Origin of the sequence: Thermoflexus hugenholtzii JAD2 (assembly GCF_900187885.1) — a bacterium.
In the GTDB taxonomy this organism is placed as follows: Bacteria; Chloroflexota; Anaerolineae; order Thermoflexales; family Thermoflexaceae; genus Thermoflexus; species Thermoflexus hugenholtzii.
Genome location: NZ_FYEK01000003.1, coordinates 216,565 through 241,754 on the forward strand (window position 1 = coordinate 216,565; position 25,190 = coordinate 241,754).

The window sequence follows — 25,190 nt, forward strand, 5'->3', positions numbered from 1 at the left end:
GCACTCACCCAGCGACGGAGGATCATGCTCCCCTCCCTCACAGGATTCGGGGATCCTGCCATCGCACTCTTCACAGCCCAATTATATCGCGATCTCGAAATTCATGGGTTTGAAAATAGTCAAAATGGTTAATTTATTTTAACCTTACTGGCGAGACTTTGTGCGGGATTCAAGCAAACCGAAGGGATGCATCGCTCGGGAGTTAAAGGTGGGGCGGACCCCGAAGGTCCGCCCCACCCGGTTGAGGATCCTCTTAGGGGAGGTGCTTTCACACGCGGAGATAGAGGTTGAGAGCGCGACCATCCAGCGGGCCCGCCCGACCGAGAGGATTAAGATTAAGATTTGAACGCTGGAAAGGCTCGGTGATCGATCTGCCCTCGGATCTCCCCGGAAAGCATGTCGCAGGGGCCGGTGTTGGGGGGATCTTTTCCATCGTTAGTGTGCACGTTCACATAGGCGTTGCCGCTGGCCATCGCCTCGAGCAAGTCATGAAGGGATTTCCCGGCCAGCGGGCCCGTCAGGTGAGCTGCGGTGATCGTCCCTTCCGCCAGCACGCCGTCGAAACGGCCCCCGCCCGGCGGCACCGGCCCGAAGAGAAAGACCACCACCGGGCCGTTGACCCCGCGCGCGCCCAGGTGGATGTGGGCCATGAACACGTTGTGGATGTTGGCAACGATCAGCTTGTAGTGAATCGCCGATCCATCCGGCGCGACCTCAAACAGGGCCACGCCCCGCGCCCGGGTCGGCACCGGCGGGACTTCCTCGCTCCCCGAGAGGACGGCGACGAAATTCCCCGGGAAAGCCTCCCGTCCCCCAGAGGCCATCGCCCGTGAGGAAGGAACCGGAGCCATCCCCAGGAGCCCAAGGAGCATCAGGATCCCCAGCCACCGTATACGCCCCATCATCCCCTCCTTTCCGATCCCGGAAGGTGAGCTCCGACTCTAATTTTAGTCCAAAATTAGGATAATCATCAATATCAGAAATTTTAACCGAATTTTTGTAAGATTATTTTAACCAGCGAATGCTTCATGGATTCCCCTCCTGCAGCGCCGACCTACCCCCTCGATCCGATGAAGAAAACCGCGGGGCAGCCAAGTGGCTGCCCCGCGTCAGCGACGATTCCGGTTCGGATCCTCAGCGGTCTGCTCCGCGGGATCCTCGCCGGGTGAGGGCTTGAGGGATCCAGCGCCCGGCGCGGCCGATGCTGGCCCCCAGGGCCGGGCCCACCAGGGCCATCGGCACACCCGCCGGATCCGGGAGGCCGGGCAGGCTCGGGTAGAAGGCGCTCAGGGTCAGCAGATCCAGGTAATACTTGAACCCCCACCCCAGGTCCGGAAGGCCCCAGGGGAAGGAAACCCCATACGCCCAGTAGAAGAGCAACACCTGGAAGGCGAAGAGCAGCGCGATCCCCCCATACGCCCGCAGGATCCCTTCCAGAGCCTCCCCCCAGCGGCGTCCCTTCCAGATCCCAAGAAGCAGCGCCACGGCCATCAGACCCAGCAGGGCATCCAGCACCCGGGCCATAAAGAAGGCCTCGATTTGGGCCTCGGTGTTGAACACCGAGAGGGACCATCGGTATCCGCGCCCGAAGTAAAGCCCCCACACGATCCCCAGGAAGAGCAGCGCCCCCGCCAGGACCCCGGCGCGATGGGGCGGTCGGAACAGAAGGGCCGCCCCGATGGCGATCAGCGCCAGGCCGAGCAGGGCCACAGGGGTCCGCCTCAGGCGATCCCGCACCAGCCGCTCCCCATACGCCCGATCCAGCGCCCGAGCCGCCGCTTCATTGAAAGCGGAAAGATCCGCCGCTGTGACCACCTCCGGGAAGGACGTCGGCGGCCGTCCCAGGACCGCCTCCACCCGATGGATCAAGGCGGCCCGCTGCCCCGCCGAGGCCCGGGCGATGGCGTCCAGGGCTTCTGAAGGCCCTTCCAGCGCTTCCAGCAGCGGGCGCCCCATCGCGTGCGTCGGGATCGGAACGCCCAGCAGGGCCGCCACGGTGGGCGCGATGTCCGCCTGGGCCCCCTGCCCTTCCACGCCCGCCCGGATCCCTTTCCCGACCATCACCAGGGGCACCTCCTTGACGATGGGCTCCCAGCCGCCGTGGCCGCCTGGGTCGATGTGGCCGTGATCGGTGGTCACGATCAGGGTCTCGCGGCTCAGGTCCATCGCCGTCGCCACCCGGGCCAGCCGCGCATCCGTCCGCCGGACGATCTCCCGATAGGCGGGGGAAGCGCCTCCGAAGGCGTGGCCGTATTCGTCCGGCCCAGCGAAGTAGATAAGGACCAGACGGGCCTGGGGGTCCTTCAGCAGGTCCAGCCCGCGGGCCAGGATCGCCTCATCCAGGCGATCGACCTCCTCGGGGCGATCCAGGGGCACATCAGGCACCTCCGGACGATCGAACCAGGGACCGAAGAGCTCCTTCCACCCCCCTGTGCCGGTTCCCACCACCCGAAGGCCCGCCCCGCGCGCCTCCCGGAAGATCGAGTCCACCGGGACGGGGCCCTGGAACCAGTTCGTGGTGACCCCGCTGAGGCCTTGCCATGCGCCGCTGCCGATGACCGTCCACCCCGGATATGAGAGAGAGGGCTCACCGACCCGGACGATGTAGCGAGCCCCCTGGGCGGCCAGCCGGTTCAGGGTCGGCATGGCCGCAGCCGCCGTGTCCCGGCGCAGGCCGTCGATGACCACCAGGACCACCCGATCGGTTAAGGGGGGCGTGGAGGGCGGCGCGGGAAGATCCGCTGCGAGGTAGGGGCTTCGATACGCCACCACGCTGTTCCAGGAAAACAACGCCAACCGAACGCTGCCCCAGCCCATCAGGCTCAGGATCAGGATGAGGGAAAGCCCCCCAAGCGCCCGCCGTCCCATGGCCACCCTCCTCCTGAAGGATCTCCTTCGACGTTCTATAATAGAGGCGATCGTTTGACATCACGAACCCACGGGATACGCAATCTGAATGATGCTTGCCCTGCTTTCGATAGGAGGCGGCCCATGACGTTCGATGCGGTGCTGGTGCTGGGTGCATTGGCCAGCGGTTATATCGGAGGAAGTAGAGGGCTGATCAAACAGGCCCTCAGCCTGGTTTTCGTCTATTTCTCACTGCTATTCGCCCTGAGCCTTCAGGACACGCTGGTGGGCGCCTTCACGCGCGCAGTGGGAGTCATCACCATCGAGACCGCTATCTTCTTCTACATTGTCCTCTTCCTGGTCTCCTACATCCTCCTGGAGATCGTGAGCTTCATCTCCTACCGGGCGACGCGGATCCTCTTCCTTGGATTCCTGGACCCCGCCCTGGGAGGGCTGCTGGGGATCATCTGGTGGCTGGTCTTCGTGGGGGCAGTCCTGACGATGATCTTCTACAGCCTGACAGTGCCCTGGACCTGGCGGCTGGCCCCGATCGCCGCCGCCCTGCGGGCGGACTTCGAGGCTTCCATAACACTGCCCACCCTGGCGATGCTGTTCAAGACCTACGCCATCGCCCCGCTCCGGCTGGTTATGAACCCGCTCCCGGCAATCCTGACCGGATGGCCTTAACTATTAGTCCGGAGGAACGATGTGGGCCATCGAGCTCCGCTGGGTGGTTGTGCTCCTGGTCCTCTACACCGCTGCAGTCTTCCTCATCGGCCGATGGCACGCTCGCCGCTCCGGCTTTCGTTTCCCCATGGATCCTGCCCCTCTGGGTTTCCTCCGGTTGAGCCCGGATCTCCGCTATATGGAGGCCAATCCGGCCGCGCAGCAGATCCTGGGGCTGAACGCTCCACAGGGGAGGCTCCCCGAGGCCAGCTGGCATGCTTGGCTGGAGGAGGATCTCCAAGCCGTGCGGACCACGGGGGTTGGCCGATCTCGTTTGGTCCCCTTGACCGGGGAGCGCGCCCTGCGCTGGTGGGTGGTGCCGGAACCGTCCGGCGCGTTGCTGTTTGTAATAGAAGACCGAGCAGCTTATTCGGGATTTCAGTCGCTGCGGCGGCTCGTGGCCGGGCTGGCCCATGAGCTCCGCACGCCTCTGGCCACCTTGCTCACCCACCTGCAGGTCCTCCAGCTCCCGACCGTCACCCCGGAAATCCGCGCTCAATCCCTTCGCATTCTCGAGGAAGAGACCCGCCGGATGATCCGCATGGTCCACGCCGTGCTGGACCTGGGTCAGCTGAGCAGCGGGGAACCTTTGGCCCTCCGCCCCCTCTCCATCGCTGTGGTGGCCGAAGCCGCCGTGGCGGAGAAGCTCCCCGAGGCCCAGGCCCGCCAGCAATCTCTGAGCCTCGAGATCGAGAAAGAGCTACCCCCAGTATGGGGAGACGCGGATCGCTTGAAGCAGGCTTTCCTGAACTTGCTGGACAACGCCATCCGTTACAGCCGCCCCGGAGATCGCATCGCAGTGATCCTCCGACCCGTCCCGGAAGGAGTGCAGTGCGAGGTGATCGACACCGGCCCCGGGATCCCCCCGGAGCATCTTCCCTACATCACCGAGCCGTTCTATCGCGGGGAAGCCCCGGAGGCTACAGGGGCCGGGCTGGGGCTGGCCATCGTGGCCGAGATCCTTCGTCACCATCACGCCCATCTGGAGCTCGAGAGCCGGACAGAGGGAGAGACGGGGACATGCGTGCGCTTCGTCCTGCCCGCGGCGAAAGAGGCCTGAGAACGAAGTGGGCACTTCCTCTTCGCCGCTTGGGGGAAGCAGCGCTCCTGCTCGGCCTGCTGCTGGCCCTGGGGATCGTGGCCCCTTCCGGCCAGGTGATCCTCCGCCTGGGACCCGTTTCCGACGCGCCCTGGCCTCGCTTCGCCGTTCACCCTCCCTCCCCGCGCCCCGGGGATGTGGTCCGGGTGGAGGTGATCGATCGCATCCCGTGGGGTTACATCCTGCTCACTGTGAACGGCGAGCCGGCGGCCCTGGAGCAGATCGAGGCCATGCCGGCATCCGGGATCTGGCGCTGGCGCTGGCGGTTCCAGATGCCGGCGGAAGCGGTGGAGCTCGCCTTTTATCGAGACTGCCACGAAGGATGCCGACTGCGAGGGCGTCTGGCGCTCGGCGATCCCGAGCCTATCCCGAAGCCTCCTCCCCTGCCCACCAAACTGGGTCTGGTCTTCCCCCACCCCGAGCGAGACTGGAAAGGGCGCGCCGGATGGGCCGTGGAGCTGACCTATGCGCGACAAGCGGAGGATCCCGATTGGGGGATCGATGCCCTGGCCGCCCGGGTGGCGCGGGATCAGGGGCGCGGCCTGCGGGTTCTGGTGCGCGTGGATTACGACCGGGGACAAACCCTTCCACCCCCCGGGGATCTGGAGGGGCTGAGGCGCTATCTGCGCTATCTGGAACGCCTGGCGCGGGACGAACGGCTCCAAGGGGTATACGCCTACTTCCTGGGGAGTGGTCCGAACGAGGCGGCCAGCAACCGCCTGAGCCCGGAGCGCCCGATCTCCCCGGCCTGGTATGCCCGAATCTTCAACGGCTACGGCGAATCGCCGATCCGCACCGACAACGCGGTAGCGGTCCTCCGGGCAGCAAATCCCCGAGCGCGCCTGCTCATAGGGCCGGTGCGGCCCTTCGTCCGGGATCAGGATGGCGAGCGACCGAGTCGGGTGAACGTCCCCTGGCTGAACTATTTCAACACCATGGTGGCCTTCATCGATGAGGCCGCACGGGCGAGGGCGGCGATGGGGCAGTGGAACCCTGGCCCGGACGGCTTCGCGCTCCACGTGCCGGGATGGCCGGAAGCCGCCCGGGCGGCGGGGTATCCCGAAGCGGAGGAACCGCGCCTGGACCTTCGGGATGCGGCCGGGGCGCGCCTGGGGTTCCGCGCGCTGTATGACTGGCTGGACATCATCAACGCGTATCCCACCACGCGGGGCCTCCCCGTCTTCATCACCTCCTCGAACACCTACATACCTGACGAGGGGGTCCCGCCGGCGCACAACTACCCCCGAGGCTGGTTGACCGCGGCTTGGTCTGTTATCGCAAGCGAGCCGCAGGTGCAGGCCTTCTGCTGGTTCCTGGATGAGGATCCTCAGTGGACTGACTTCAGCCTGTGGCGGGGGAAAGGGCGTCTGCGCGACGCCGCCGCCGAGTTCGAGGCTCTGCTCACTACCGGGTCGTGAAGAAGAGCGGATCCTTCAGACTGCTTGAGACCCTGTTTTTCCCTATTCTGCGAACAAGCGACCCCCAGAAAAAACTATAATAAATTAGATTGATTAAGGGCAATTTGTTTGTAAGCAAGGGAGATCCGAGCACGGATATGGAGGCATGGAGTTTTCACACATGGCTTCCCTATCCAGACCAACGCCGCATCATCATAATCATCATATCCTGAACCCAAAAGATTACACTGCTTGTTACAATGAATGTCATCGCCACAATTATCCACCACAAGATCTTACGAATAGATTCGTGAAATCCTGAAAAACAATCAAATCCTGGACACAGATGCCCAATCTGAGAAGCGATCATCCACAAAATAAGGCCACCGATGGTCCAGCTCAACGCGGTAGTTGCAGCCCATGCTATTGTTTTCCAAGAAAGGATTTTTGAAGAAAATAGAGATCCTTGAAAAATGCCTAGAATCGACCCAAACAATACAAATTGCAGTAATGCTAATAAGTCAGTATTAAGAATATCCTGCAAGAGCCACTCCAGTCTCATCCACAGTGCCCCGCTACATATCCCGGCTCCAATACCCAAAAGCGATCCCCACCGAAGAGGATAGCGAAACCAATGTCGTCCTTTAAGCAAAGTCCACACTCCACCTATGCCAGCCCAGTAGATTATTCCAAACAACGATCGATCAAGCTGCAAAACAGATATAATATTCCAAACAATACCGCTCCATAACCACCAAAATATACCAAATAAAAGAACGAGCATGTAAAGCTCCTCCTTATTGGTGGAGGTAGACCGCATTCATCAAAGAAGAAAGTGGAGATAAATCAATCAATGTTCCAACACAAACATGAACCTTGTCCCAAGTATACGAATATCCTTTAAGAGCTGATGGTCCAAACCATATGATAAATTGATCTGTTGAATAATACCTCAAGCTATCGGGATTTTGCCCATAATTCATGTTATATACTAACGTATAATCAATATCAGGATCATTATCGCAATAATATTGTCCTTGATAATAATAACTTGGATAAGTTTTGTTTATGCTTCCATCCGCTTTCTCGATCATCTGAGCCCACAGCCATCCACCTCCACCGCCAGGATCCTCCGCAACCGGAGCAGGTGAAGGAGGCAGAGGGCTGTCCGCCAGAGCAAACGGACCTGTGAGATCGGTGACCCAAATCCCTAGTAGAATCAACCCCACAACTCCCTTTATAGCGTCGCGGACCTTCATCGGATTCCTCCCATCTAGAGGTTGTGAAAGTCACCCTCATCTTAGCCTTTGCACCTCGGTTTCACAACCGTATTTTCCACAGGCTCCCCCCTGTGTTTTTCCTTAGGGGCCCACCTGTGGAAACCACCGGGGCTTGCTCTTCTGGAGCGCCGCACACCCCTTGGGATCCAAGCGCTGCGAAAGGGGAAAACCCGAAGAAAGGGTCCGCGGGGAGGCCTGGACCAGAAAGTCGAGGGGAAGCCTCATTCTCCAACTTCGGGGGTGCACACCCAGAGCACATCGCCTACGTCCACGATCCCTTCTCCAAAAGGGCGCTCAGTCGGAACGCCATGCGCCCCAGCCGCTCCCCTCTGGTATCATGTCCCGCAAAGCCTGAATCCCGGTGGCTCAGGATGGAACGACCGGTTTCTTACCCGCCCATCGCCCTCGTTCTCTTCGGCGCCAGCGGCGATCTGGTCTGGCGCAAGCTGGCCCCCGCCCTCTTCGATCTCTACGGAGACGGCTGGCTGCCGGAGGGCTGGACGGTGCTGGGGGTCGGGCGGAGCCCGCTGAACGACGAGTCCTTCCGCGCTCGCCTCCTGGACGGCATCCGCCGCTTCGCCCGCCGCCGCCCCGACGAGTCCCTCTGGAGCGACTTCGCCGGCCGGCTCTTCTACCTCCAGGGGGATTACGATGATCCCACTCTCTACGCATCGCTGCGCCAGCGGCTCGAGGCCCTGGGCGATGAGACGGCCCAGCACGTCTTTTATCTGGCGGTGCCCCCCGGCGTCACCGAGACCATTGTGGACCACCTCAGCGCGGCCGGCCTGGTGAAGGACCCCTCGCACCACCGCGTGGTGATCGAGAAGCCCTTCGGCCACGACCTGCCTTCCGCCCGCCGGCTCAACGCCCGCCTGCGCCAGTTCCTGGAAGAGGATCAGATCTACCGCCTGGACCACTACCTGGGCAAGGACACGGTGCAGAACATCCTGGCCCTGCGCTTCGCCAACGCCTTCTTCGAGCCGGTGTGGAACCGCCAGTATATCGACCATGTGCAGATCACCGTCGCCGAGACGGTGGGGGTCGAACACCGGGGCGGCTACTACGACCAGACCGGCGCCCTCCGCGACATGGTCCAGAGCCACCTGCTGCAGATCCTCTGCCTGATCGCCATGGAGCCCCCCGTCTCCCTCACACCGGAGGAGATCCACCACAAGAAGCTCGAGGTGCTGCGGGCCATCCGCCCCATCCCTCCGGATCAGGTCCACCTTTACGCCGTGCGCGGCCAATATGGTCAGGGCCGCCCGGCCGGTGAGAAGATCCCCGCCTATCGGGAGGAGCCTGGTGTGGATCCGCAGTCGAACACCGAAACCTACGTGGCCTTGAAGCTCTTCATCGACAACTGGCGCTGGCAGGGAGTGCCCTTCTACCTGCGCACCGGCAAGCGCCTCCCGGTCCGGGCTTCCGAGGTCTCCATCACCTTCCGGCCGGTGCCCCACCGGGCGTTCCCGGAGTCCGCCGTCCGCTCCTGGCAGCCCAACCGCCTGATCCTGCGCCTGCAGCCCGCAGAAGGCGTCCTCTTCCGCTTCCAGGCCAAAGTCCCGGGCCCGGTGATGCGCCTCCAGCCGGTGGACATGCACTTTCTCTACGAGGAGATGTTCGGGAGCCGGCCACCGGAGGCCTATGAGACCCTGCTCCTGGATCTCATCCGTGGAGACACCACCCAATCCCTGGACGCCGCCTGGGTGGAGGCCGCGTGGGAGGTGATCCAGCCCATCCTGGAGGCCTGGTCCGCCCAGCCCCCCACGGACTTCCCGAACTATCCGGCCGGCACGTGGGGCCCGTCGGCGGCGGAGGCCCTCATCGCCCGCGACGGTCGATCCTGGGATCTCCCCACCATCCTGGATCCTGTGGGAGCGACGCCCGGATGATCCGCGTCTTCCCCGATGCGGAAGCGCTGAGCCGGGCCGCGGCGGCCCTTTTCGCCCGCGCCGCGCGACGCACTGTCCGAAACAGCGGACGGTTCATCGTCGCCCTCTCCGGCGGGCAGACACCACGCCGGACTTACGAACGGCTGGCCTGCCCGGAATGCCGCGACGCGGTCCCCTGGGAGGCCGTGCACATCTTCTGGGGGGATGAGCGCTGCGTGCCCTTCGAGGATCCCCGGAGCAACGCCCGGATGGCCCACGAGGCCCTCTTGCGCTATGTCCCCATCCCTGCCCATCAGATCCATCCGATTCGGTGCGAGGGGGACCCGGAGACAGCCGCCGCCCGCTATGAGGCGCTTTTGCGTTCGTTCTTCGTAGAAGCGCCCCCGCGCTTCGATCTGATCCTCCTGGGCCTGGGGGAGGACGGCCACACGGCCTCCCTGTTCCCTTTTCATCCGGCGGTGACGGAGCAGAGACGCTGGGTGGCAGCCGTGCCAGAAGCGGATCCACCGCGGGTGACCCTGACGCTGCCGATCCTGAACCAGGCCCGCCGAGTGGTCTTCCTGGTGACCGGGGCCCGCAAGGCCGGGATCCTGCGGGAGGTGCTTCAGGAACCCCCCGATCCCCTCCGCCGGCCCGCCCAGGGGGTCCGCCCGGGGCCGGGCCGCGTGCTGTGGCTGGTGGACGCCGCGGCCGCGTCGGAGCTCCTCTCCCCTCGGTGAGTGGGGAAGAAGCCCGCTTTCCGAACCGCTCCGGGAAGCGGCGGATGCCGAGGGGACCGGCAACCGAAAAGCCGATGGGTCAGGGCAAGGGAGGAGCAGGCGAAGACCCCGGACCTCCCGTCGTGAAGCGGAACCGGTAAGGGCGCTCGCCCCATCGGAAGATCCGCACCTCCACCGGGGCCTGAGGGCGCAGAGGAAACTCCGGATCGAAAGAGAGCCCCATGTCCTGCCAGTGCGTGATGCCCGGGATCGCTTCCCCGGTATCCGCATATCGAACGGAGATCCCACCTCCGCCTCCGGATCCGAAGAGGAGCTCCCGGATCCGCCCGCCCCGCGGAGGACCGAGCTCCACCACGATGACGATATCCGGAGGCACTTCGCGCGCCCCAGCCGGGGGGATGGTTCGAGGGACCTGCGGGGTGGTCATCCACCCGACGAAGGCCCCCAGCAGGAAGAGGGGGAAGGCCGGCGCGATGCCGGCTCGAAGGAACGCCTTCCCTCGCCCAGGGGACTCCTGGAGGATCCACCCCCACACGGCTCGAAACCCTGCCGTCAGACCGGCGGCTCCGGCTACCCCATACAGGAGCAGCAGCACCCCGGCCGTCCAATGGGGGAAGATCGCGCTCGGGCCAGGGGTTAACCCTCGTCCCCATCCGGATAAGGCTCCGATCATCCAGACCACCGGGCCCATCCACAACCCAGCGGAGAGGAGGAAAGCGCTCCGCCAGAACCAGCGGGACCATAGGCCGTGGTCGTGTTCCCAGCCCCGCGCCGCCAGTATCCAGCCGAGGAGCCCCATCAGCATCCACATCAGCACCACTGGAGGAGAGAAGAACAGGAGCGGGTCATCCGGATCCCCGATCGCCGGAGGCCAGAGCGCTGTCCCGATCAACGCCGTCCCGCCCAAGATGGCTGCACCGACGGGGAAGACCGTCCGCAGCGCCCGCCACCGGCGGGCTCGAATCCATCGATGAGAGAGGGGAAGAGAACAAGCGGGGCCAACCGATGGACCCACCGTCTCCGTCCAGGCGTGGAGAAGCAAAAGGGACCACTTCGGTCCGAGTCGCCTGGCCGTCCCCCCTCGGACGTGCTATAGTTGGAGCGGACGAATCCAGAGGCCGACAATCGGAGATGGAGCCGATCCGCATCCTGGTGGCGGATGATCACCCGCCCCTGCGTCTGGGCCTGCGGATATTGCTCGAGCAGCAACCGGGGATGCAGGTGGTTGCGGAAGCGGGGGATGGGGAAACGGCTCTGACGCTGTTGGAAGACATCCGCCCCGATGTGGCCATCCTCGACATCCGCCTGCCCCGTCGCGACGGCCTCGCCCTCGCCCGGGAGATCCGGGAACGCGGCTGGCCCATCCGCATCCTGCTGCTGAGCGCCTATGAGGAGGCCGACCTGGTCCGCCAGGCGCTGGCCCTCGGCGTGGAGGGATACCTCCTCAAACACGAAGGCCTTGAGGCCATCGTCACGGCGGTCCGAAGCGTGGCGCGGGGCCTAACTGCCTTCAGCCCGGAGATCCTCGCCCGCGCTCAGGAGCTGTCCTCCCGGGGATCGGAAGGGCTGACCGAACGGGAGCGGGAGGTCCTGGCCCTGGTGGCCGAAGGGCTCACCCGCCGGGCCATCGCCGAACGCCTGGGGATCTCCCCGCGGACCGTGGACTATCATCTGAACCAGATCTTCCAGCGGCTGAGGGTGAACAGCCAGGCCGCGGCGGTTTGCGAGGCGATCCGCCGGGGATGGCTCCGGATCCCATCCGGCGATTCGCCGGAGGCGCATGGGTCTGGGTGAAGGATTCGCGCGCTCCGGACGCTTCGCGCATCCGGATGCCGGGGGTCTTCCCCAGGGGGCCCCCTGGGGAAATTCACAGGCCCTCCCCTGTGGAAAATACCGTTGCGCACCATTGATCGATTGAGGACAATGAATTCAGGAAATCCCACTGTGGGAGGAAAGCCATGTCCAAGCTGCGCGCAATGGGATGGCGCATTCTGCTGGCCCTGGCGCTGGGTCTGGGCAGCCTGGGGGCAGGCCCGGTCGCCGGTCCTACACCCCCGCAGACCGAACTGGACCCTCCCCGTTGCTTCCCCCACGCCCAGCTTTGGGAGCTGGCTCAGCGTGCCCATGAGAACCCGAATCTATGGCCATCAGAGGAACCATCAAAGAAAATAGAAATATTAGAACGACTATCATCTCCATCTTGCGAGGCAGATGCCTGGTGGATTATGTATTACTTCCTGGTTTTAGATGGATACGATCGCAACAAAGCCATCGAAATCATCCAAGGAGCCAAAATCGAGCGGGAGCAACATTTTCGCCAGTTGGAGAAACTAGAAAAGGGAGAGGTTGCACCGTTTCAGGGATCCTGCACACAACCCGTAGAGGAAGGTGCTCCTACTGGCGGGGTGAGCTTCTGCACGTTCGTTGAAGAGGATTGGAACTGTGATGGCGACCCCAGCGACCGGGAGTATGATTTCCTTTTCCCGATGCCCTGCTATGGAAACCCAGGTTATCTTCGATGGAGATCTAATAATTGGCAAGTTGCGTGGACATTTCGAATCATATATGGTGGTAACTTGCTCGGCCATGATCTTTGCAACTACTCAAAGTGGCTGTGTATAGGGGACCGGGGAGTCAACCTTGCCGGGGGCCCGACCCAGGTGCGAAACAGCCTAGAGCTGCGACATCCATGAACCTGAGAGAAATTACGGAATTGAGGCCTAACTTCATGACGCGATATATTGGGAGGGAAAAGCCATGTCCAAGCGGCGCGCGGTTGGGGGGCGCCTCCTGCTGGCCCTGGCGCTGGGTCTGGGCAGCCTGGGGGCAGGCCCGGTCGCCGGTCCTACACCTCCCCACACCGAACTGGACCCTCCCCGTTGCTTCCCCCACGCCCAGCTCCGAGAACTGGCTCAACATTTCCATGATCACCCAAACTTTTCGCCTTCAAAGGAAATAGATGAGCGAATAATGTCTCCATTTTGCGAACCAGATTTTTGGTGGATTGGTTATTACTTTCTGATTTTAGATGGTTATGATCATGATCACGCTCTTGAAATCATTCAAGGAGTCAAGATCGAACGGGAGCAGCATCTTCGCCAGTTGGAGAAGGGAGAGGTTGCACCGTTTCAGGGATCCTGCACACAACCCGTAGAGGAAGGTGCTCCTACTGGCGGGGTGAGCTTCTGCACGTTCGGTGAAGAAGATATGATTTGATGTAGATTAAGAAAACAGCAAATTCAATCCAGGAGGACAGCCATGATAAGGAATTTTGAGAATCTCAACATTTGGGCACTACCTCTCAACAAATATCTTTTTGCAATTTTGTTGGTTTCTTTGGGTTTGTTCTCTCTGATAATTGCTCATTATGCTTATGCGAATTACGATTTCTGTGGAGCTCGTCCAGGAACTTACTCATCTTGTAATAATTACATGTCATTTCAGGACGCTCTTGCCTATGCAGAACACCGAATGATCGACACATTTCGGCCTCCAGATCCGTATCATATTACTTTCATCATGACTTCATGGTATCCAAAAGTCTATCGAGGAGCCCCAATTTATACGTGCTACTGGATTATGGATAATTTTAATAGCAGGATGATTTACCGAAATTGTGACTATAATGGTCGATATCTAAACGATTACTCAAATATTACCATATCAACAGGCGTTACGGCCGGTTATTATCCCGGAAGGGATCCGACAACCACTCTGGAGATTCGCAATGCGGATCCCTTCACATGCGCATCCAGGCCATGGGATTGCAGGGTATATGCTCAAGCGAGCTCTTTCTATGTTATCTGGCCCTAATGGAGGTGCACGATGAAACTCCGTCCTCTCGCTGTCCTGTTGTCTCTACTTTGGATCCCTTTGGTGCTTCTGATGTTCGGATCTGTACGCGCTCCAATGCCCGTTCATGCGGTTCAGGAGCCCCCGTTTGGAGTGTCCGGCGAGCCTTTAGAGTCGGCTCTCCGCCGGATCTCCTTCCCGATTTGGCTTCCCACCTGGCTGCCCTTTACGCCCACAACGCCCCTCGCCTTCGTCATCAACCATCCCAATGGGGTCCAGACCATTCACATCGATTATGTGGATCCTCAAAGTCGGGCTTTTGTGGAGATATCCATCACAAATCATCCTGTAAATACGATATCAGAGCGTTATAAATTGCAGAAAGTAATCGTAAATGGGGAATACGAAGGAGTTTTCGTCGATAATGGGATAGTTCAGATGTTGTCCTGGAATCAAGAGGGGATTTCCATTATGATCACCGCCTCACGATCCGATCATCCCTATCCGATTTCTATACTTTTACAGATCGCAGCGCATCTGAAGCGCGTCCAATAAATTGTTTAATAAAAATCGAATGATAGGCTCATCCCTTCCAATGATCGGAGATTGGGGGTATACTCTGCGGGGGAGAGGAAATCCGAGGGGGAGGGCGAGGCATGGACCGTGAAGCGGTCCGGGAGGTTTTTCTCCCAGGTCGGGAAGATTGCCCGGAATACTTGAGGAAGATGCGGTGGAAGGAGAGGGTGAAATGCACTTGTTGCGGATCTTTGAAAATTTGGGCGGATGGTTACACTCGGAAAGGGGCTCGGAAGTATGAATGTTGTGAGTGGGGAAGATATTTGAACGATCTGACTGGGACGATTTTTGAGGGCCATCATTTCCAGATTGAGGAAATGTTTTACATGTGAAGGAGATGGAGGCAAAGTCAACCTTCCGGATTTCTGAAGAATTGGGTCGGGATGGTGAATCGATTCTTCTTCCCGACGCCCTGGTATGGAAACCCAGATGATCTTTGATGGCGATCGAATAATGGATATGTTGCGTGGGCATTTCGAGTCTTATATGGTGGTAGCTTGCTCGGCCATGATTTTTGCAACTACTCAAAGTGGCTGTGTATAGGGGATCAAGGAGTCACTGCTGCCGGAGGCCCGACCCGGGTGCGAGACAGCCTGGAGCTGTGACATCCTTGAGTCGGAGGGCATTCGAGGGCAGCCTTTCGAACCGCTCGCAGGGTGCGTGGGTTCCAGAGGATGGGGCTCGGGGCGGGTCTGCGCGGGGTCCCGCCCCGCCCCGGGAGGCGCTCGAACCCACGGTGCTTCCCCCACGCTGAACTTGGAGTTGGCCCGAACCGCTCATCGCTCATGGGGAAAGATCAGATCCCTGGTCCGCCCATCTGCGCCAGCGCCCGCCGGATCTCTGCGGCGACCTCGGAGAGGGGACGTTCCCGGCGGACCACCGGCGGCCGGGCCAGCCGTAACCCATCCCCCACCCAGCGGGGGATCACATGCACGTGAAGGTGGAAGATCTCCTGGCCCCCGGCCCGCCCGTTGCTCTGAACCAGGTTCAGGCCGTCCGGGGAGAAGGCCTGGCGGATCGCCCGGGCCACCCGAACGGCCGTGCGCATCACCGCCGCCGCGTCCTCCTCATCGATATCGAAAACCGTGGCCGCATGGCGCTTGGGGATGACCAAGGTGTGGCCCGGGTTGGCCGGGTTGATGTCCAAGAAGGCCATCGTCCGCTCATCCTCGTAGACGATCTCCGCCGGCTGCCGGCGCGCCACGATGTCGCAGAACACACACCCGCTCATCGATGGCCCTCCTCGATGAAAGTCTCCCGCTCGACCCGGGAGCCCGGGCTTTCATTTTATCGGCTTTCCGCATCGTCGGAAACCGCCCTCGGGCCCTGGGCGCCGAGGCGCCGGCCAGGGCTGGCAGGGCAAACCCGGGCGGCCACAGTTCACGGATGCCCCATGTGCCTCCGCGAGAAGAGCAGAGATATACTTCGTCATGGGAGCGAGGACGCCCATGCACGAGCTGGCGATCACCCAAGCCATCCTGTCCATCGTGCTGGAGGCGGCGGAGGCCGCCGGGGCGCGCCGGGTCACTGCGGTGGAGCTGACGGTGGGCGCGCTGACCGGCTACGTCGATGACTCCATCCGCTTCTACTTCGAACGGCTCAGCGAAGGCACCCTCGCCGAAGGCGCCCTCCTGCGCATCCGCAGGGAGCCCGGGGAGGGACGCTGTCGGGCCTGCGGCGGCGCGTTCCCCGTGGAGCCTCCGCTTCTGCCCGCTTGTCCCCTCTGCGGCAGCCCGGACATCTGGATCACGGGAGGGAACCGCTGTCTCGTGGAGCGCATCGAGGTGGAAGATGGCGACCCACATCCCGGTGGTGAAGGCCATCCTCAGCGCCAATGACGCGGTCGCCGCGGAGAACCGAGCGGCTTTCGACGCCGCCGGCCTCCTCGCGGTCAACCTGATGTCCTCCCCCGGGGCCGGCAAAACCAGCCTGATCCTCGCCACCCTGGAGCGCCTCCCCCCTTCCCTGCGCGCCGGGGTGATCGAGGGAGACATCGCCTCCACCCTGGACGCCGAGCGCATCGCCGCCCGGAACATCCCGGTGGTGCAGATCAACACCGGCGGGGCGTGCCATCTGGACGCCCCCATGGTCCGCTCCGCCCTCCCCCATCTCCCCCTTCCCGACCTCGACCTGCTGTTCATCGAGAACGTGGGGAACCTGGTCTGCCCGGCGGAGTTCGACCTGGGCGCCCATCTCCGCATCGTGGTCGCCAGCGTCCCCGAAGGCCACGACAAGCCCTACAAGTATCCGGGGATGTTCCAGAAGGCCGATGCCGTCGTGCTCAACAAAGTCGATCTCATGCCCCACATCGACTTCGACCTCTCCGCCTTCCAGCACGGCCTGTCGATCCTCCGCCCGGGGATCCCACTCTTCCTCCTGTCGTGTCGGACCGGCCAGGGCGTGGATGAGTGGGTGGGATGGCTGACGGCGCATCTTCGGGCGCGCCGAGGGGATCATGGCGGCTGAACGGCGACGGCTGCGGGTGGAGATCCAGGGCGCCGTGCAGGGCGTGGGGTTCCGTCCTTACATCTACCGGCTGGCCACCGAGCTGGGCCTGGCCGGGTGGGTCCGGAATGATCCCCAGGGGGTGTTCATCGAGGTGGAAGGCCCCCCGCACGCCCTGGCGCGCTTCCTGGAGCGCCTCCCCCACGAAGCCCCTCCCCGCGCCCGCATCCACAGCCTGCACGTTTTCCATCTGGATCCGGTCGGCTATGCCGGCTTCGAGATCCGCCACAGCGAGGGCGAAGGAGATAAAACAGTCCTCATCCTCCCGGACATCGCCACATGCCCGCGCTGTCTCTCCGAGATCCTGGACCCTGCGGATCGCCGCTATCGCTATCCGTTCACCAACTGCACCGATTGCGGACCGCGCTGGACCATCGTGGAGGCCCTGCCCTACGACCGGCCCCACACCACCATGCGCCGGTTCCGTATGTGCTCGGACTGCCAGAGGGAGTATGAGAACCCGTTGGACCGCCGGTTCCACGCCCAGCCCAACGCCTGTCCGCGCTGCGGCCCGACCCTCGCGTTCTACGCGCGGGAGCCCTCCGCTGATCGGGATGGGGAGGATCACCCCGACTTCCCCTCTCAGGTGGGGGAATACCGCCGGATCGCCCGGGGGGACGCGGCGCTGCGCCGGGCAGCGGCCGCTCTGCGCGCAGGCCAGATCGTGGCCGTCAAAGGGCTGGGGGGATTCCACCTCATGGTCGACGCGCGGAACGAGGAGGCCATCGCCCGGCTGCGGGCCCGCAAGCCCCGCCGCGACAAGCCCTTCGCCCTGATGGCCCGGGACCTCGATCAGGTCCGCGCGATGTGCGAGACCTCGCCGGAGATCGAGGCACTGCTTGCCGGGCCGGAGGCCCCCATTGTGCTGCTCCCCCGCCGGCCCGGAGCCCCGGTGGCCTCCAACGTGGCCCCCGGGAACCCCTACCTGGGGGTGATGCTCCCCTACACGCCGCTGCACCATCTGCTGCTGCGGGAGCTGGACTTCCCGGTGGTGGCCACCAGCGGCAACCTGACCGACGAGCCCATCTGCACCGACGAACGGGAGGCCTTCCAGCGGCTGGCCCGCGTCGCCGACGCCTTTCTGATCCACAACCGCCCCATCGCCCGTCACGCCGACGACAGCGTGATGGTCTGGATGCGGGGGGAGCCCCGGATCCTGCGTCGGGCTCGCGGCTTCGCGCCGCTGCCCATCCTCCTGAGCCGGCCGCTGCCCACCTTGCTGGCCGTGGGCGGGCACCTCAAGAACACCATCGCCCTCAGCGTCGGCCGCCAGGTGTTCCTGAGCCCCCACATCGGCGACCTGGACACGGCGGAGGCCCTCCGGACCTTCGAGCGCATGATCGGGGATTTCCTCCGCCTGTATGAGGCGGAGTCGGTCGCCATCGCCCACGATCTGCACCCGGACTACGCCTCGACGATCTGGGCGCAACGGGCCGCCGCCGGGGACCTCCCCTTGCCGGTCCGGCTTCCCGCTCCGCTGCCCCTTCTCCCGATCCAGCACCATCACGCCCATCTGGCGGCCTGTCTGGCCGATCACGGCGTGGAAGGCCCGGCCCTGGGGGTCACCTGGGATGGCACCGGCTACGGACCGGATGGGACCATCTGGGGCGGCGAGTTCCTGTGGGGGGACGCCTCCGGCTTCCGGCGCGTCGCCAGCCTGCGGCCCTTCCCCCTGCCCGGAGGGGACGCGGCGGTCCACGAGCCCCGACGGGTGGCCTTCGCACTGCTGTGGGAGATGGTCGGCGAGGCGGCGATGGAATGGGAGGATCTCCCGCCGGTGCGGGCGCTGCGCCCGGCCGAACGCCAGGCCCTGGCCCGCATGATGGCCCGCGGGCTGAACGCCCCGCGCACCTCCAGCATGGGGCGGCTGTTCGACGCGGTGGCGGCCATGCTGGATCTGCACCAGCAGGTGAGCTTCGAAGGCCAGGCCGCCATGGCACTGGAGTTCCTCGCCGATCCCGCCGAGCGGCGCGCCTATCCGCTTCCCCTGGTCGAAAACCCGGGGGGAGAGCCTGCCTGGATCCTGGACTGGCGCCCCCTCTTGGAGGCCATCCTGGAGGACCTGCGGCGGGGGACGGATCGAGACCGGATCGCTGCGCGCTTCCACCAGGCGCTGGTGGAGGCCATCGTCGCCGTGGCCCGGGCCGTGGGGGAGCCACGGGTGGCGCTGACCGGCGGCTGCTTCCAGAATCGTTATCTGACCGAAGAGGCCGCCCGACGTCTGGAAGAGGAAGGCTTCACCGTCCTCCTGCACCGCCAGGTCCCCCCCAACGATGGGGGGATCAGCCTGGGCCAGATTCTGATCGCCGCGGCCCGTCTGGAGGGCGCTTCCGATCCGTTTCCGACAGGAGGTGTATGATGTGCCTGGGCGTGCCGGGGAAAGTGGTGGAAGTGAACGAGATGACGGCCCTGGTGGACTTCTGGGGGGTGCGCAAGCCGGTGATGCTCCACGTTGTGGACGAGCCCGTCTCGCCGGGGGACTACGTCCTGGTCCATGTGGGCTTTGCCATCCGCCGCATCCCTCCGGAGGAGGTGGAGAACACCCTCGCCTTCTACGAGGCCCTGCTCCGGACGACGGAGGAGGATCTGCTGCGCGCCGAGATCCGGGATGAGCTGCGCTCGATGGAGGAAGGGCCATGATCCGGGCGCGCATGGCGAAGCCTTCCGAGCGGCTGGAGTTCCGGGATCCGGAACGGGTGCAGGCCTTCCGGCAGGCCCTGGACCGGCTGTGCCGGGATCTGCCGAAGCCCATCTCGATCATGCACGTTTGCGGCACCCACGAACAGAGCATCGCCCGCTTCGGCCTCCGGAGCCTGCTTCCGCCCAACCTCCGGGTGATCATGGGGCCCGGCTGCCCGGTGTGCGTGACCGACATGCCGGAGGTGGACGAGGCCGTTTACCTGGCCGAGCAGGGAGTGATCCTGGCCACCTTCGGGGACATGTTCCGGGTGCCCGGGACCCGCAAGTCCCTGGCGGAGGCGAAGGCGGAGGGCGCGGACGTCCGGGTGATCTACAGCCCGTGGGAGGCGCTGCAGATCGCCCGGGAGACCGACCGGGAGGTGGTCTTCTTCGCCACCGGCTTTGAGACCACCGCGGTGGCCACCGCTGCCGTCATCCTCTCCGGCCCTCCGAAGAACTTCTCCGTCCTGTCCGCCCACAAATACATCCCGCCGGTGATGGAGATCGTGGCCGAGATGCCCCAGACCCGGGTGCAGGGCTTCCTGGCCGCCGGCCACGCCGCCACCATCACCGGGTGGAAGATCTTCGAGCGCTTCGTGGCCCGCCACGGCATCCCGGTGGTGGTGGCCGGCTTCGAACCCCTGGACATCCTGAGCGCCCTGGTGCAGCTGGTGGAGCTGATCCGTCGGGGGGAGAAGCGGGTGGTCAACGCCTATCCGCGCTGCGTCACGCCGGAGGGCAACCGCAACGCCCAGAGGCTGCTGTGGGAGGTCTTCGAGACCGAGAGCGGGGTCTGGCGGGGCATCGCCTACGTCCCCAACGGCAACCTGCGCCTGCGGCGGAAATACGCCTGGGTGGACGCCCGGGCCCGCTTCGAGATCCGGCTCTCCGAATGGCTGGGCGACGCCCCGCCCCGTCTCACCCAAGAGTGCCTCTGCGGCAACATCATGGCCGGCATCGCCACACCCTACGATTGCCGGCTCTTCGGCAAAGAGTGCACGCCCGAGACCCCGGTAGGCGCCTGCATGGTGAGCAGCGAGGGGGCCTGCCGCATCTGGTATGAATACGGCGGCCACGTGACCGGGCCGGCCTCCGCATAGGGAGGAGAATCGAGCGATGACGACCCAGATCCTCGAGCTCTATCACATCCGGGTGCGCCGGGAGGGCGCCGTCGGCGTCATCCAGATGGACCGTCCAGAACGGTTCAACGCCCTGGACGTGGCGATGGCGCGGGACCTGCGGAAGGCGGCCCTGCAGCTCGCCCGCGACCCCGAGATCCGCTGCGTCATCCTGGCCGGGACGGATCGGGCCTTCTGCAGCGGGGCGGACCTGAAATACGTCCGGGAGCGGGAGCATCCGGAGGATTTCTCCTACCTGCAACCCGAGGCCCGGCCGGTGGAGGGCGGATACGGGCGGAGCTTTAAGGAGATCCTGGAGTATCTGCACAGCACCATCTCCGAGATCCGCCGCGCGCCCAAGCCCTTCATCGCCGCCGTCAAGGGGGTGGCCGCGGCAGGGGGGCTGGGCCTGGCCATGGCCTGCGATCTGGTCTTCGCCTCCGATCGGGCCGCCTTCGAATGGGCCTACTCCAAGACCAGCCTCACAGGAGCGGAAAGCACGACCTTCCTCCTCCCCCGCCTCATCGGCCTGCGGCGGACGATGGAGATGGTCTTCCTCAACCCGCGCCTCACCGCCCAAGAGGCCCTGGCCTGGGGCCTGATCAACGGCATCTTCCCCTTCGAGACGTTCGATCAGGAAGTGGAGGCCATCGCCCAGCGGCTGGCCCGCGGGCCCACCCGGGCCTGGGCCATCACCAAGGCCCTCATCAACGAAGCCCTGGGCATCGATCGGCTGGACAGCCATATGGCCAAGGAGCTGCGACACCTGGTGGAGATCGCGGAGACGCCGGACTTCGCCGAGGGCCTCTCGGCGTTCTTCGAGAAGCGAGAACCCCGGTTTCACGGAGCGTGAGACCATGCGCGCGGAAAGCTTGAGCGCCTGCCCCATCCCACCCCTGTCTTACCGCACGGTGTTGCTGGGCCACGGGAGCGGGGGCCGGTTGATGCACGAGTTGATCGAGAAGGTGTTCCGCCCCCTCCTCCTGCCGCCGGATATGCGCGTGCTCAACGACGCCGCCGTCATGACGGTCGACGGGCTGCAGCTGGCCTTCACCACCGACGCCTTCGTTGTGGACCCCATCGTGTTCCCCGGGGGCGATATCGGTCGGCTGGCGGTCAACGGGACCATCAACGATCTGGCGGTGAGCGGGGCGCGCCCCCTGTTCCTCAGCGCCGCCTTCATCCTGGAGGAGGGCCTGCCCATCGAGACCCTGTGCCAAATCGTGGACTCCATGCGCCAAGCCGCCGCGGAGGCCGGCGTCCCCATCGTCACCGGCGACACCAAAGTGGTCAACCGGGGGAAGGCGGACAAGATCTTCATCACCACCACCGGCATCGGCATTGTGGAATACGAGGGGACGCTCTCCGCGGACCAGGCCCGGCCCGGGGACGTGGTGCTCCTGAACGGCCCCATCGCCGCCCACGGCATCGCGGTGATGCTGGCCCGGGAGCAGATCGAGTTCGAGCAGCCCATCCGGTCCGACACCGCGCCGCTTCACACCCTGGTGGCTGCCATGCTCCGCGCCAGCCCTCGCATCCGCTGCATGCGCGACGCCACCCGGGGCGGCCTGGCCAGCGCCCTCAACGAGATCGCCATGAGCTCCCGCGTGGGCATCCAGCTGGATGAGGCGCGCATCCCCATCCAGGATGAAGTGAAAGGCGCCTGCGAGCTGCTGGGCCTGGATCCTCTCCATGTGGCCAACGAGGGGAAGCTGGTGGCCATCGTCGCCCGGGAGGACGCGGAGCGGGTGCTGGAGGCCATGCGCGCCCACCCCCTGGGCCAGGAAGCCACCGTGATCGGAGAGGTCGTGGAGGACCCCCGCCACCTGGTCCTGCTACGAACCCGAGTGGGCGGCTTCCGGGTGGTCAGCATGCCCGCCGGCGAACCCCTCCCCCGAATCTGCTAAGCAGAGCCCCGCAAATTGTGAATAAAATCACAATTCGTCGCTGTGCTTTCTCACTGGCCGCGCCGAATAGGAGCGTTCATAATTGATTTAAGGAACGCCTGGACTTTCGCCCGGCCCTTGGTATCAGAGGGAGGAGAGCGCCATGGCAAACCCCGAGGCCCCGATCCCCGTTCCGAACTCGGTGTGGCGAATCGAGAAAGCCCGATTGCAGGACCTGATCGATGCACTCCGCCGGCAGGGCTACACCGTCATCGGCCCTTGCATCCGGGAAGGGGCCATCGTTTACGATGAGATCCACCAGATCTCGGATCTCCCCATTGGATGGACCGATGAGCAGGACGGCGGGCACTACCGTCTGAAGCGTCGGGAGGATGCTTCCTTCTTCGGCTACGCGGTCGGGCCCCACTCCTGGAAGCGCTTCCTGCATCCCCCGGTTCTCTCCCTGGGCCAAGCGCGCCGCAACGGCGCGGGATTCGAGTGGATCGTCCCCTCGGATCCTCCGCCTCGCTATGCGTTCCTGGGGGTCCGGGCTTGCGAGCTCCACGCCATCACGATCCTGGATCGGGTGTTCATGGGCGGGCCGTATGTGGACCCGACGTATCAGGCCCGTCGGGAGGGGATTTTCCTGATCGCCGTGCAGTGCGCCGTCGCCGGCGGCACATGCTTCTGCGCCTCCATGGGCACCGGGCCCAAGGCCCCACCGGGCGCGGACCTCATCCTCACCGAGCTGGCGGAGGCCTTCATCGTCGAGATCGGGACGGAGCGGGGCGCGGCGCTGATGGCCGGCATCCCCCGCGCGCCCGCTACGGAGGCCGACCGGGTCGCGGTGGAGGCGCAGCTCGCCGCCACCGCCCGCGCCATGGGCCGGCAGATGGACACCACCGACCTGCCTGCCCTGCTCTACCGCAACCTGGAACATCCCCGCTGGGAGGAGGTGGCCCAGCGCTGCCTCACCTGCGGGAACTGCACCATGGTCTGCCCCACCTGCTTCTGCTTCACCGTGGAGGACGTCAGCGACCTGACCGGCACCCGCGCCGAGCGGGTGCGCCGCTGGGATTCGTGCTTCACCACCGAGTTCACCTACACCGCCGGCCGCCCCATCCGCCAGAGCGCGAAGGCCCGTTACCGCCAGTGGCTAACCCACAAGCTGGCCTCCTGGTGGGAGCAGTTCGGGACCTCAGGATGCGTCGGCTGCGGGCGCTGCATCACCTGGTGCCCGGTGGGGATCGATCTGACCGAAGAGGTGGCCGCCATCCGCAGGACCGACGGCGCCACCCCCGAGGCGGAGAGGAGGTGATCCGATGTCCAAAGCAGCGATCCTGGAGGCCCTGCGCCAGCATCCCTTCACCCACGACATGGAGGAGGCCTGGAAAGAGGTCCTGGCGGAGATGGCGCGGCTGCAGACCTACCCGCCGGACGCGCTGCTGCTGCGGGAGGGACGCGCCGCCGATGCCTTCTTCCTCATCGTGGATGGCCTGGTGGCCATCGAGATGTTCGTGCCCGAGCGGGGAACCCTGCGTCTGCAAACCGTGAGCCCCGGGGAAGTCGTTGGCTGGTCGTGGGCGCTCCCGCCTTACCGCTGGGAGTTCGACGCCCGCGCCCTCGCCGAAACCACCGCCGTGGTCCTGGACGCTGCCGCCTTGCGAGCCCGGATGAGCCAGGACTGCGCCCTCGCTGCCTGGATCCTGAGCCGCCTGCTCGCCGTGGTCGCCGGCCGCCTGAAAGCGACCCGCTTGCAGCTGCTGGATCTCTACGCCCCGCCGGAGCGGAGGACGCCATGATCCCTTCTCCCATCTATACCTACCCATGGGCGCCGACGCTGGAGCGCTTCCTCCCTGCCCCCTATCCGGTCACCGGGATCCGCCGGGAGACTGGGGACACGGTGACGTTGCGCCTGCGCCCTCCGGAGGGCCGCCCGCCGGCCTTCCAGCCCGGCCAGTTCAACATGCTCTACCTGTTCGGCATCGGCGAGGTCCCGATCTCCATCAGCGGGGTCCATCCCCGCAGCGGGGACCTGGAGCACACGGTGCGGGCGGTCGGATCCGTCACGCGGGCCCTGGCTCGGCTCCGGAAGGGGGACGTGGTGGGCGTGCGGGGTCCCTTCGGGAGGGGCTGGCCCCTTGAGGAGGCCAAAGGCCATGATATCCTGATCCTCGCCGGGGGCATCGGGCTGGCGCCCCTGCGTCCCGCCCTCCAGCACATCCTGGCTCATCGCTCCGAATACGAGCAGGTGGTGCTCCTCTACGGAGCCCGCACGCCCGCCGACCTGCTGTATCCGGCGGAGCTGGAACGCTGGCGGGGGCGGCTGGATCTGCAAGTCTTGGTGACCGTGGACCGCGGGGATGAGGCCTGGCGGGGGCACATCGGGGTGGTCACCACGCTGCTCCCTCTGGCCGAGCGGCTGATGGACCTCCGGAGGGCGTTCATCCTGATGTGCGGCCCCGAGGTCATGATGCGTGTGGCGGCCCGCGAGCTGGAGGATCGCAAGGTGCCCCCGGAGCGCATCTTTCTATCTCTGGAGCGGAACATGAAATGTGCCGTGGGGTTCTGCGGCCACTGCCAGTTCGGCCCTGTCTTCATCTGCCGGGACGGCCCGGTGTTCCCCCTGGGCCGCGTCCGCCCGCTCCTGGAGGTGCGGGAGCTGTAAGGACTCGCG

25 protein-coding genes are annotated in these 25,190 nt (G+C 64.4%); 19 read left to right on the plus strand and 6 right to left on the minus strand.

Going from position 1 to position 25,190, the window contains the following annotated elements; genetic code table 11:
• Positions 1-335: 335 nt before the first annotated feature.
• A complete protein-coding gene (locus tag CFB18_RS01490; RefSeq protein WP_200808023.1) occupies positions 336-902 on the minus strand; it encodes a CHRD domain-containing protein in 567 nt (188 codons plus the stop codon).
• A 232-nt stretch (positions 903-1,134) separates the two neighbouring features.
• On the minus strand, positions 1,135-2,868 hold the full coding sequence (locus CFB18_RS01495; protein WP_088570035.1) for an alkaline phosphatase family protein: 1,734 nt from the start codon (positions 2,866-2,868) through the stop codon (positions 1,135-1,137).
• Between the two features lie 123 nt (positions 2,869-2,991).
• Between CFB18_RS01495 and CFB18_RS01500 the strand changes: the two genes are divergently transcribed.
• From CFB18_RS01500 to CFB18_RS01510, 3 genes are read left to right on the plus strand one after another with little or no spacing between them, the layout of a single operon-like run.
• Positions 2,992-3,534: a CvpA family protein gene (locus CFB18_RS01500; protein ID WP_088570036.1), complete on the plus strand. Its 543-nt coding sequence runs from the start codon at positions 2,992-2,994 to the stop codon at positions 3,532-3,534.
• A 19-nt stretch (positions 3,535-3,553) separates the two neighbouring features.
• Positions 3,554-4,633, plus strand: a complete 1,080-nt coding sequence (locus CFB18_RS01505; protein ID WP_088570037.1) for a sensor histidine kinase — start codon at positions 3,554-3,556, stop codon at positions 4,631-4,633.
• A complete protein-coding gene (locus CFB18_RS01510; RefSeq protein ID WP_143597469.1) occupies positions 4,594-6,090 on the plus strand; it encodes a hypothetical protein in 1,497 nt (498 codons plus the stop codon). The genes CFB18_RS01505 and CFB18_RS01510 overlap by 40 nt, the downstream gene beginning before the upstream one ends.
• Before the next feature lie 169 nt (positions 6,091-6,259).
• On the opposite strand, the gene CFB18_RS14825 is transcribed toward CFB18_RS01510, so the two are convergent.
• Together CFB18_RS14825 and CFB18_RS14830 are read right to left on the minus strand one after the other, a co-directional pair.
• On the minus strand, positions 6,260-6,853 hold the full coding sequence (locus tag CFB18_RS14825; protein ID WP_143597470.1) for a hypothetical protein: 594 nt from the start codon (positions 6,851-6,853) through the stop codon (positions 6,260-6,262).
• Between the two features lie 13 nt (positions 6,854-6,866).
• Entirely contained in the window at positions 6,867-7,328 is a 462-nt protein-coding gene (locus tag CFB18_RS14830; protein WP_143597471.1) for a hypothetical protein, read from the minus strand.
• Between the two features lie 392 nt (positions 7,329-7,720).
• Here CFB18_RS14830 and zwf point away from each other — a divergent pair, with 392 nt between their 5' ends.
• Both zwf and pgl read left to right on the plus strand, forming a co-directional pair.
• Complete coding sequence (gene zwf, locus CFB18_RS01515; protein WP_088570039.1) at positions 7,721-9,238, plus strand: glucose-6-phosphate dehydrogenase; 1,518 nt, start codon at positions 7,721-7,723, stop codon at positions 9,236-9,238.
• Positions 9,235-9,957, plus strand: coding sequence for a 6-phosphogluconolactonase (gene pgl / locus CFB18_RS01520; protein WP_088570040.1), 723 nt, complete (start codon positions 9,235-9,237; stop codon positions 9,955-9,957). Before zwf ends, pgl begins: the two co-directional genes overlap by 4 nt.
• A gap of 79 nt (positions 9,958-10,036) precedes the next feature.
• Here pgl and CFB18_RS01525 read toward each other — a convergent pair whose 3' ends face one another.
• Positions 10,037-10,972, minus strand: a complete 936-nt coding sequence (locus CFB18_RS01525) for a hypothetical protein (RefSeq protein ID WP_143597472.1) — start codon at positions 10,970-10,972, stop codon at positions 10,037-10,039.
• Between the two features lie 116 nt (positions 10,973-11,088).
• Between CFB18_RS01525 and CFB18_RS01530 the strand changes: the two genes are divergently transcribed.
• From CFB18_RS01530 to CFB18_RS14845, 4 genes are all read left to right on the plus strand, one after another.
• Entirely contained in the window at positions 11,089-11,751 is a 663-nt protein-coding gene (locus CFB18_RS01530; RefSeq protein ID WP_159461516.1) for a response regulator transcription factor, read from the plus strand.
• 164 nt (positions 11,752-11,915) lie between these two features.
• On the plus strand, positions 11,916-12,650 hold the full coding sequence (locus CFB18_RS14835) for a hypothetical protein (RefSeq protein ID WP_143597473.1): 735 nt from the start codon (positions 11,916-11,918) through the stop codon (positions 12,648-12,650).
• A gap of 64 nt (positions 12,651-12,714) precedes the next feature.
• Complete coding sequence (locus CFB18_RS14840) at positions 12,715-13,173, plus strand: hypothetical protein (RefSeq protein WP_143597474.1); 459 nt, start codon at positions 12,715-12,717, stop codon at positions 13,171-13,173.
• Between the two features lie 609 nt (positions 13,174-13,782).
• The gene (locus CFB18_RS14845; RefSeq protein WP_143597475.1) at positions 13,783-14,304 is read left to right on the plus strand and encodes a hypothetical protein; all 522 of its coding nucleotides are present in this window, start codon (positions 13,783-13,785) and stop codon (positions 14,302-14,304) included.
• Positions 14,305-15,121: 817 nt separating this feature from the next.
• On the opposite strand, the gene CFB18_RS01535 is transcribed toward CFB18_RS14845, so the two are convergent.
• Positions 15,122-15,556, minus strand: a complete 435-nt coding sequence (locus CFB18_RS01535; protein ID WP_088570043.1) for an HIT family protein — start codon at positions 15,554-15,556, stop codon at positions 15,122-15,124.
• A gap of 217 nt (positions 15,557-15,773) precedes the next feature.
• Here CFB18_RS01535 and hypA point away from each other — a divergent pair, with 217 nt between their 5' ends.
• The 10 genes from hypA (at position 15,774) to CFB18_RS01585 (ending at position 25,181) form a co-directional block, all read left to right on the plus strand.
• On the plus strand, positions 15,774-16,163 hold the full coding sequence (hypA, locus tag CFB18_RS01540) for a hydrogenase maturation nickel metallochaperone HypA (protein ID WP_159461517.1): 390 nt from the start codon (positions 15,774-15,776) through the stop codon (positions 16,161-16,163).
• Positions 16,117-16,791, plus strand: coding sequence for a hydrogenase nickel incorporation protein HypB (hypB, locus tag CFB18_RS01545; protein WP_088570044.1), 675 nt, complete (start codon positions 16,117-16,119; stop codon positions 16,789-16,791). Before hypA ends, hypB begins: the two co-directional genes overlap by 47 nt.
• The gene (hypF, locus tag CFB18_RS01550; protein ID WP_088570045.1) at positions 16,781-19,189 is read left to right on the plus strand and encodes a carbamoyltransferase HypF; all 2,409 of its coding nucleotides are present in this window, start codon (positions 16,781-16,783) and stop codon (positions 19,187-19,189) included. Before hypB ends, hypF begins: the two co-directional genes overlap by 11 nt.
• On the plus strand, positions 19,189-19,470 hold the full coding sequence (locus tag CFB18_RS01555) for a HypC/HybG/HupF family hydrogenase formation chaperone (RefSeq protein ID WP_088570046.1): 282 nt from the start codon (positions 19,189-19,191) through the stop codon (positions 19,468-19,470). The genes hypF and CFB18_RS01555 overlap by 1 nt, the downstream gene beginning before the upstream one ends.
• Positions 19,467-20,609 carry a hydrogenase formation protein HypD gene (gene hypD / locus CFB18_RS01560; protein WP_200808024.1) on the plus strand — a complete coding sequence of 381 codons (1,143 nt, stop codon included), beginning with the start codon at positions 19,467-19,469 and terminating at the stop codon, positions 20,607-20,609. Before CFB18_RS01555 ends, hypD begins: the two co-directional genes overlap by 4 nt.
• 16 nt (positions 20,610-20,625) lie before the next feature.
• Positions 20,626-21,480: an enoyl-CoA hydratase/isomerase family protein gene (locus CFB18_RS01565; RefSeq protein ID WP_088570047.1), complete on the plus strand. Its 855-nt coding sequence runs from the start codon at positions 20,626-20,628 to the stop codon at positions 21,478-21,480.
• Between the two features lie 4 nt (positions 21,481-21,484).
• On the plus strand, positions 21,485-22,534 hold the full coding sequence (hypE, locus tag CFB18_RS01570) for a hydrogenase expression/formation protein HypE (protein WP_088570048.1): 1,050 nt from the start codon (positions 21,485-21,487) through the stop codon (positions 22,532-22,534).
• Between the two features lie 142 nt (positions 22,535-22,676).
• On the plus strand, positions 22,677-23,831 hold the full coding sequence (locus CFB18_RS01575; protein WP_088570049.1) for a 4Fe-4S dicluster domain-containing protein: 1,155 nt from the start codon (positions 22,677-22,679) through the stop codon (positions 23,829-23,831).
• 4 nt (positions 23,832-23,835) lie between these two features.
• A complete protein-coding gene (locus CFB18_RS01580) occupies positions 23,836-24,315 on the plus strand; it encodes a cyclic nucleotide-binding domain-containing protein (RefSeq protein WP_088570050.1) in 480 nt (159 codons plus the stop codon).
• Complete coding sequence (locus CFB18_RS01585; protein WP_088570051.1) at positions 24,312-25,181, plus strand: FAD/NAD(P)-binding protein; 870 nt, start codon at positions 24,312-24,314, stop codon at positions 25,179-25,181. Before CFB18_RS01580 ends, CFB18_RS01585 begins: the two co-directional genes overlap by 4 nt.
• Positions 25,182-25,190: the final 9 nt, after the last annotated feature.

Excerpts from the sequence above, each read along its gene's own strand:
- CFB18_RS14835 (WP_143597473.1), top strand. The coding sequence starts at position 11,916 with ATGTCCAAGCTGCGCGCAATGGGATGGCGCATTCTGCTGGCCCTGGCG.
- CFB18_RS01535 (WP_088570043.1), bottom strand. The coding sequence starts at position 15,556 with ATGAGCGGGTGTGTGTTCTGCGACATCGTGGCGCGCCGGCAGCCGGCG.
- CFB18_RS01500 (WP_088570036.1), top strand. The coding sequence starts at position 2,992 with ATGACGTTCGATGCGGTGCTGGTGCTGGGTGCATTGGCCAGCGGTTAT.
- CFB18_RS14825 (WP_143597470.1), bottom strand. The coding sequence starts at position 6,853 with ATGCTCGTTCTTTTATTTGGTATATTTTGGTGGTTATGGAGCGGTATT.
- zwf (WP_088570039.1), top strand. The coding sequence starts at position 7,721 with ATGGAACGACCGGTTTCTTACCCGCCCATCGCCCTCGTTCTCTTCGGC.
- hypA (WP_159461517.1), top strand. The coding sequence starts at position 15,774 with ATGCACGAGCTGGCGATCACCCAAGCCATCCTGTCCATCGTGCTGGAG.
- hypE (WP_088570048.1), top strand. The coding sequence starts at position 21,485 with ATGCGCGCGGAAAGCTTGAGCGCCTGCCCCATCCCACCCCTGTCTTAC.
- hypB (WP_088570044.1), top strand. The coding sequence starts at position 16,117 with ATGGCGACCCACATCCCGGTGGTGAAGGCCATCCTCAGCGCCAATGAC.
- CFB18_RS14830 (WP_143597471.1), bottom strand. The coding sequence starts at position 7,328 with ATGAAGGTCCGCGACGCTATAAAGGGAGTTGTGGGGTTGATTCTACTA.
- CFB18_RS01510 (WP_143597469.1), top strand. The coding sequence starts at position 4,594 with ATGCGTGCGCTTCGTCCTGCCCGCGGCGAAAGAGGCCTGAGAACGAAG.
- CFB18_RS01565 (WP_088570047.1), top strand. The coding sequence starts at position 20,626 with ATGACGACCCAGATCCTCGAGCTCTATCACATCCGGGTGCGCCGGGAG.
- CFB18_RS01575 (WP_088570049.1), top strand. The coding sequence starts at position 22,677 with ATGGCAAACCCCGAGGCCCCGATCCCCGTTCCGAACTCGGTGTGGCGA.
- pgl (WP_088570040.1), top strand. The coding sequence starts at position 9,235 with ATGATCCGCGTCTTCCCCGATGCGGAAGCGCTGAGCCGGGCCGCGGCG.
- CFB18_RS01505 (WP_088570037.1), top strand. The coding sequence starts at position 3,554 with ATGTGGGCCATCGAGCTCCGCTGGGTGGTTGTGCTCCTGGTCCTCTAC.
- hypD (WP_200808024.1), top strand. The coding sequence starts at position 19,467 with ATGATCCGGGCGCGCATGGCGAAGCCTTCCGAGCGGCTGGAGTTCCGG.
- CFB18_RS01555 (WP_088570046.1), top strand. The coding sequence starts at position 19,189 with ATGTGCCTGGGCGTGCCGGGGAAAGTGGTGGAAGTGAACGAGATGACG.
- CFB18_RS14840 (WP_143597474.1), top strand. The coding sequence starts at position 12,715 with ATGTCCAAGCGGCGCGCGGTTGGGGGGCGCCTCCTGCTGGCCCTGGCG.
- CFB18_RS14845 (WP_143597475.1), top strand. The coding sequence starts at position 13,783 with ATGAAACTCCGTCCTCTCGCTGTCCTGTTGTCTCTACTTTGGATCCCT.
- CFB18_RS01580 (WP_088570050.1), top strand. The coding sequence starts at position 23,836 with ATGTCCAAAGCAGCGATCCTGGAGGCCCTGCGCCAGCATCCCTTCACC.
- CFB18_RS01585 (WP_088570051.1), top strand. The coding sequence starts at position 24,312 with ATGATCCCTTCTCCCATCTATACCTACCCATGGGCGCCGACGCTGGAG.
- CFB18_RS01490 (WP_200808023.1), bottom strand. The coding sequence starts at position 902 with ATGGGGCGTATACGGTGGCTGGGGATCCTGATGCTCCTTGGGCTCCTG.
- hypF (WP_088570045.1), top strand. The coding sequence starts at position 16,781 with ATGGCGGCTGAACGGCGACGGCTGCGGGTGGAGATCCAGGGCGCCGTG.
- CFB18_RS01495 (WP_088570035.1), bottom strand. The coding sequence starts at position 2,868 with ATGGGACGGCGGGCGCTTGGGGGGCTTTCCCTCATCCTGATCCTGAGC.
- CFB18_RS01530 (WP_159461516.1), top strand. The coding sequence starts at position 11,089 with ATGGAGCCGATCCGCATCCTGGTGGCGGATGATCACCCGCCCCTGCGT.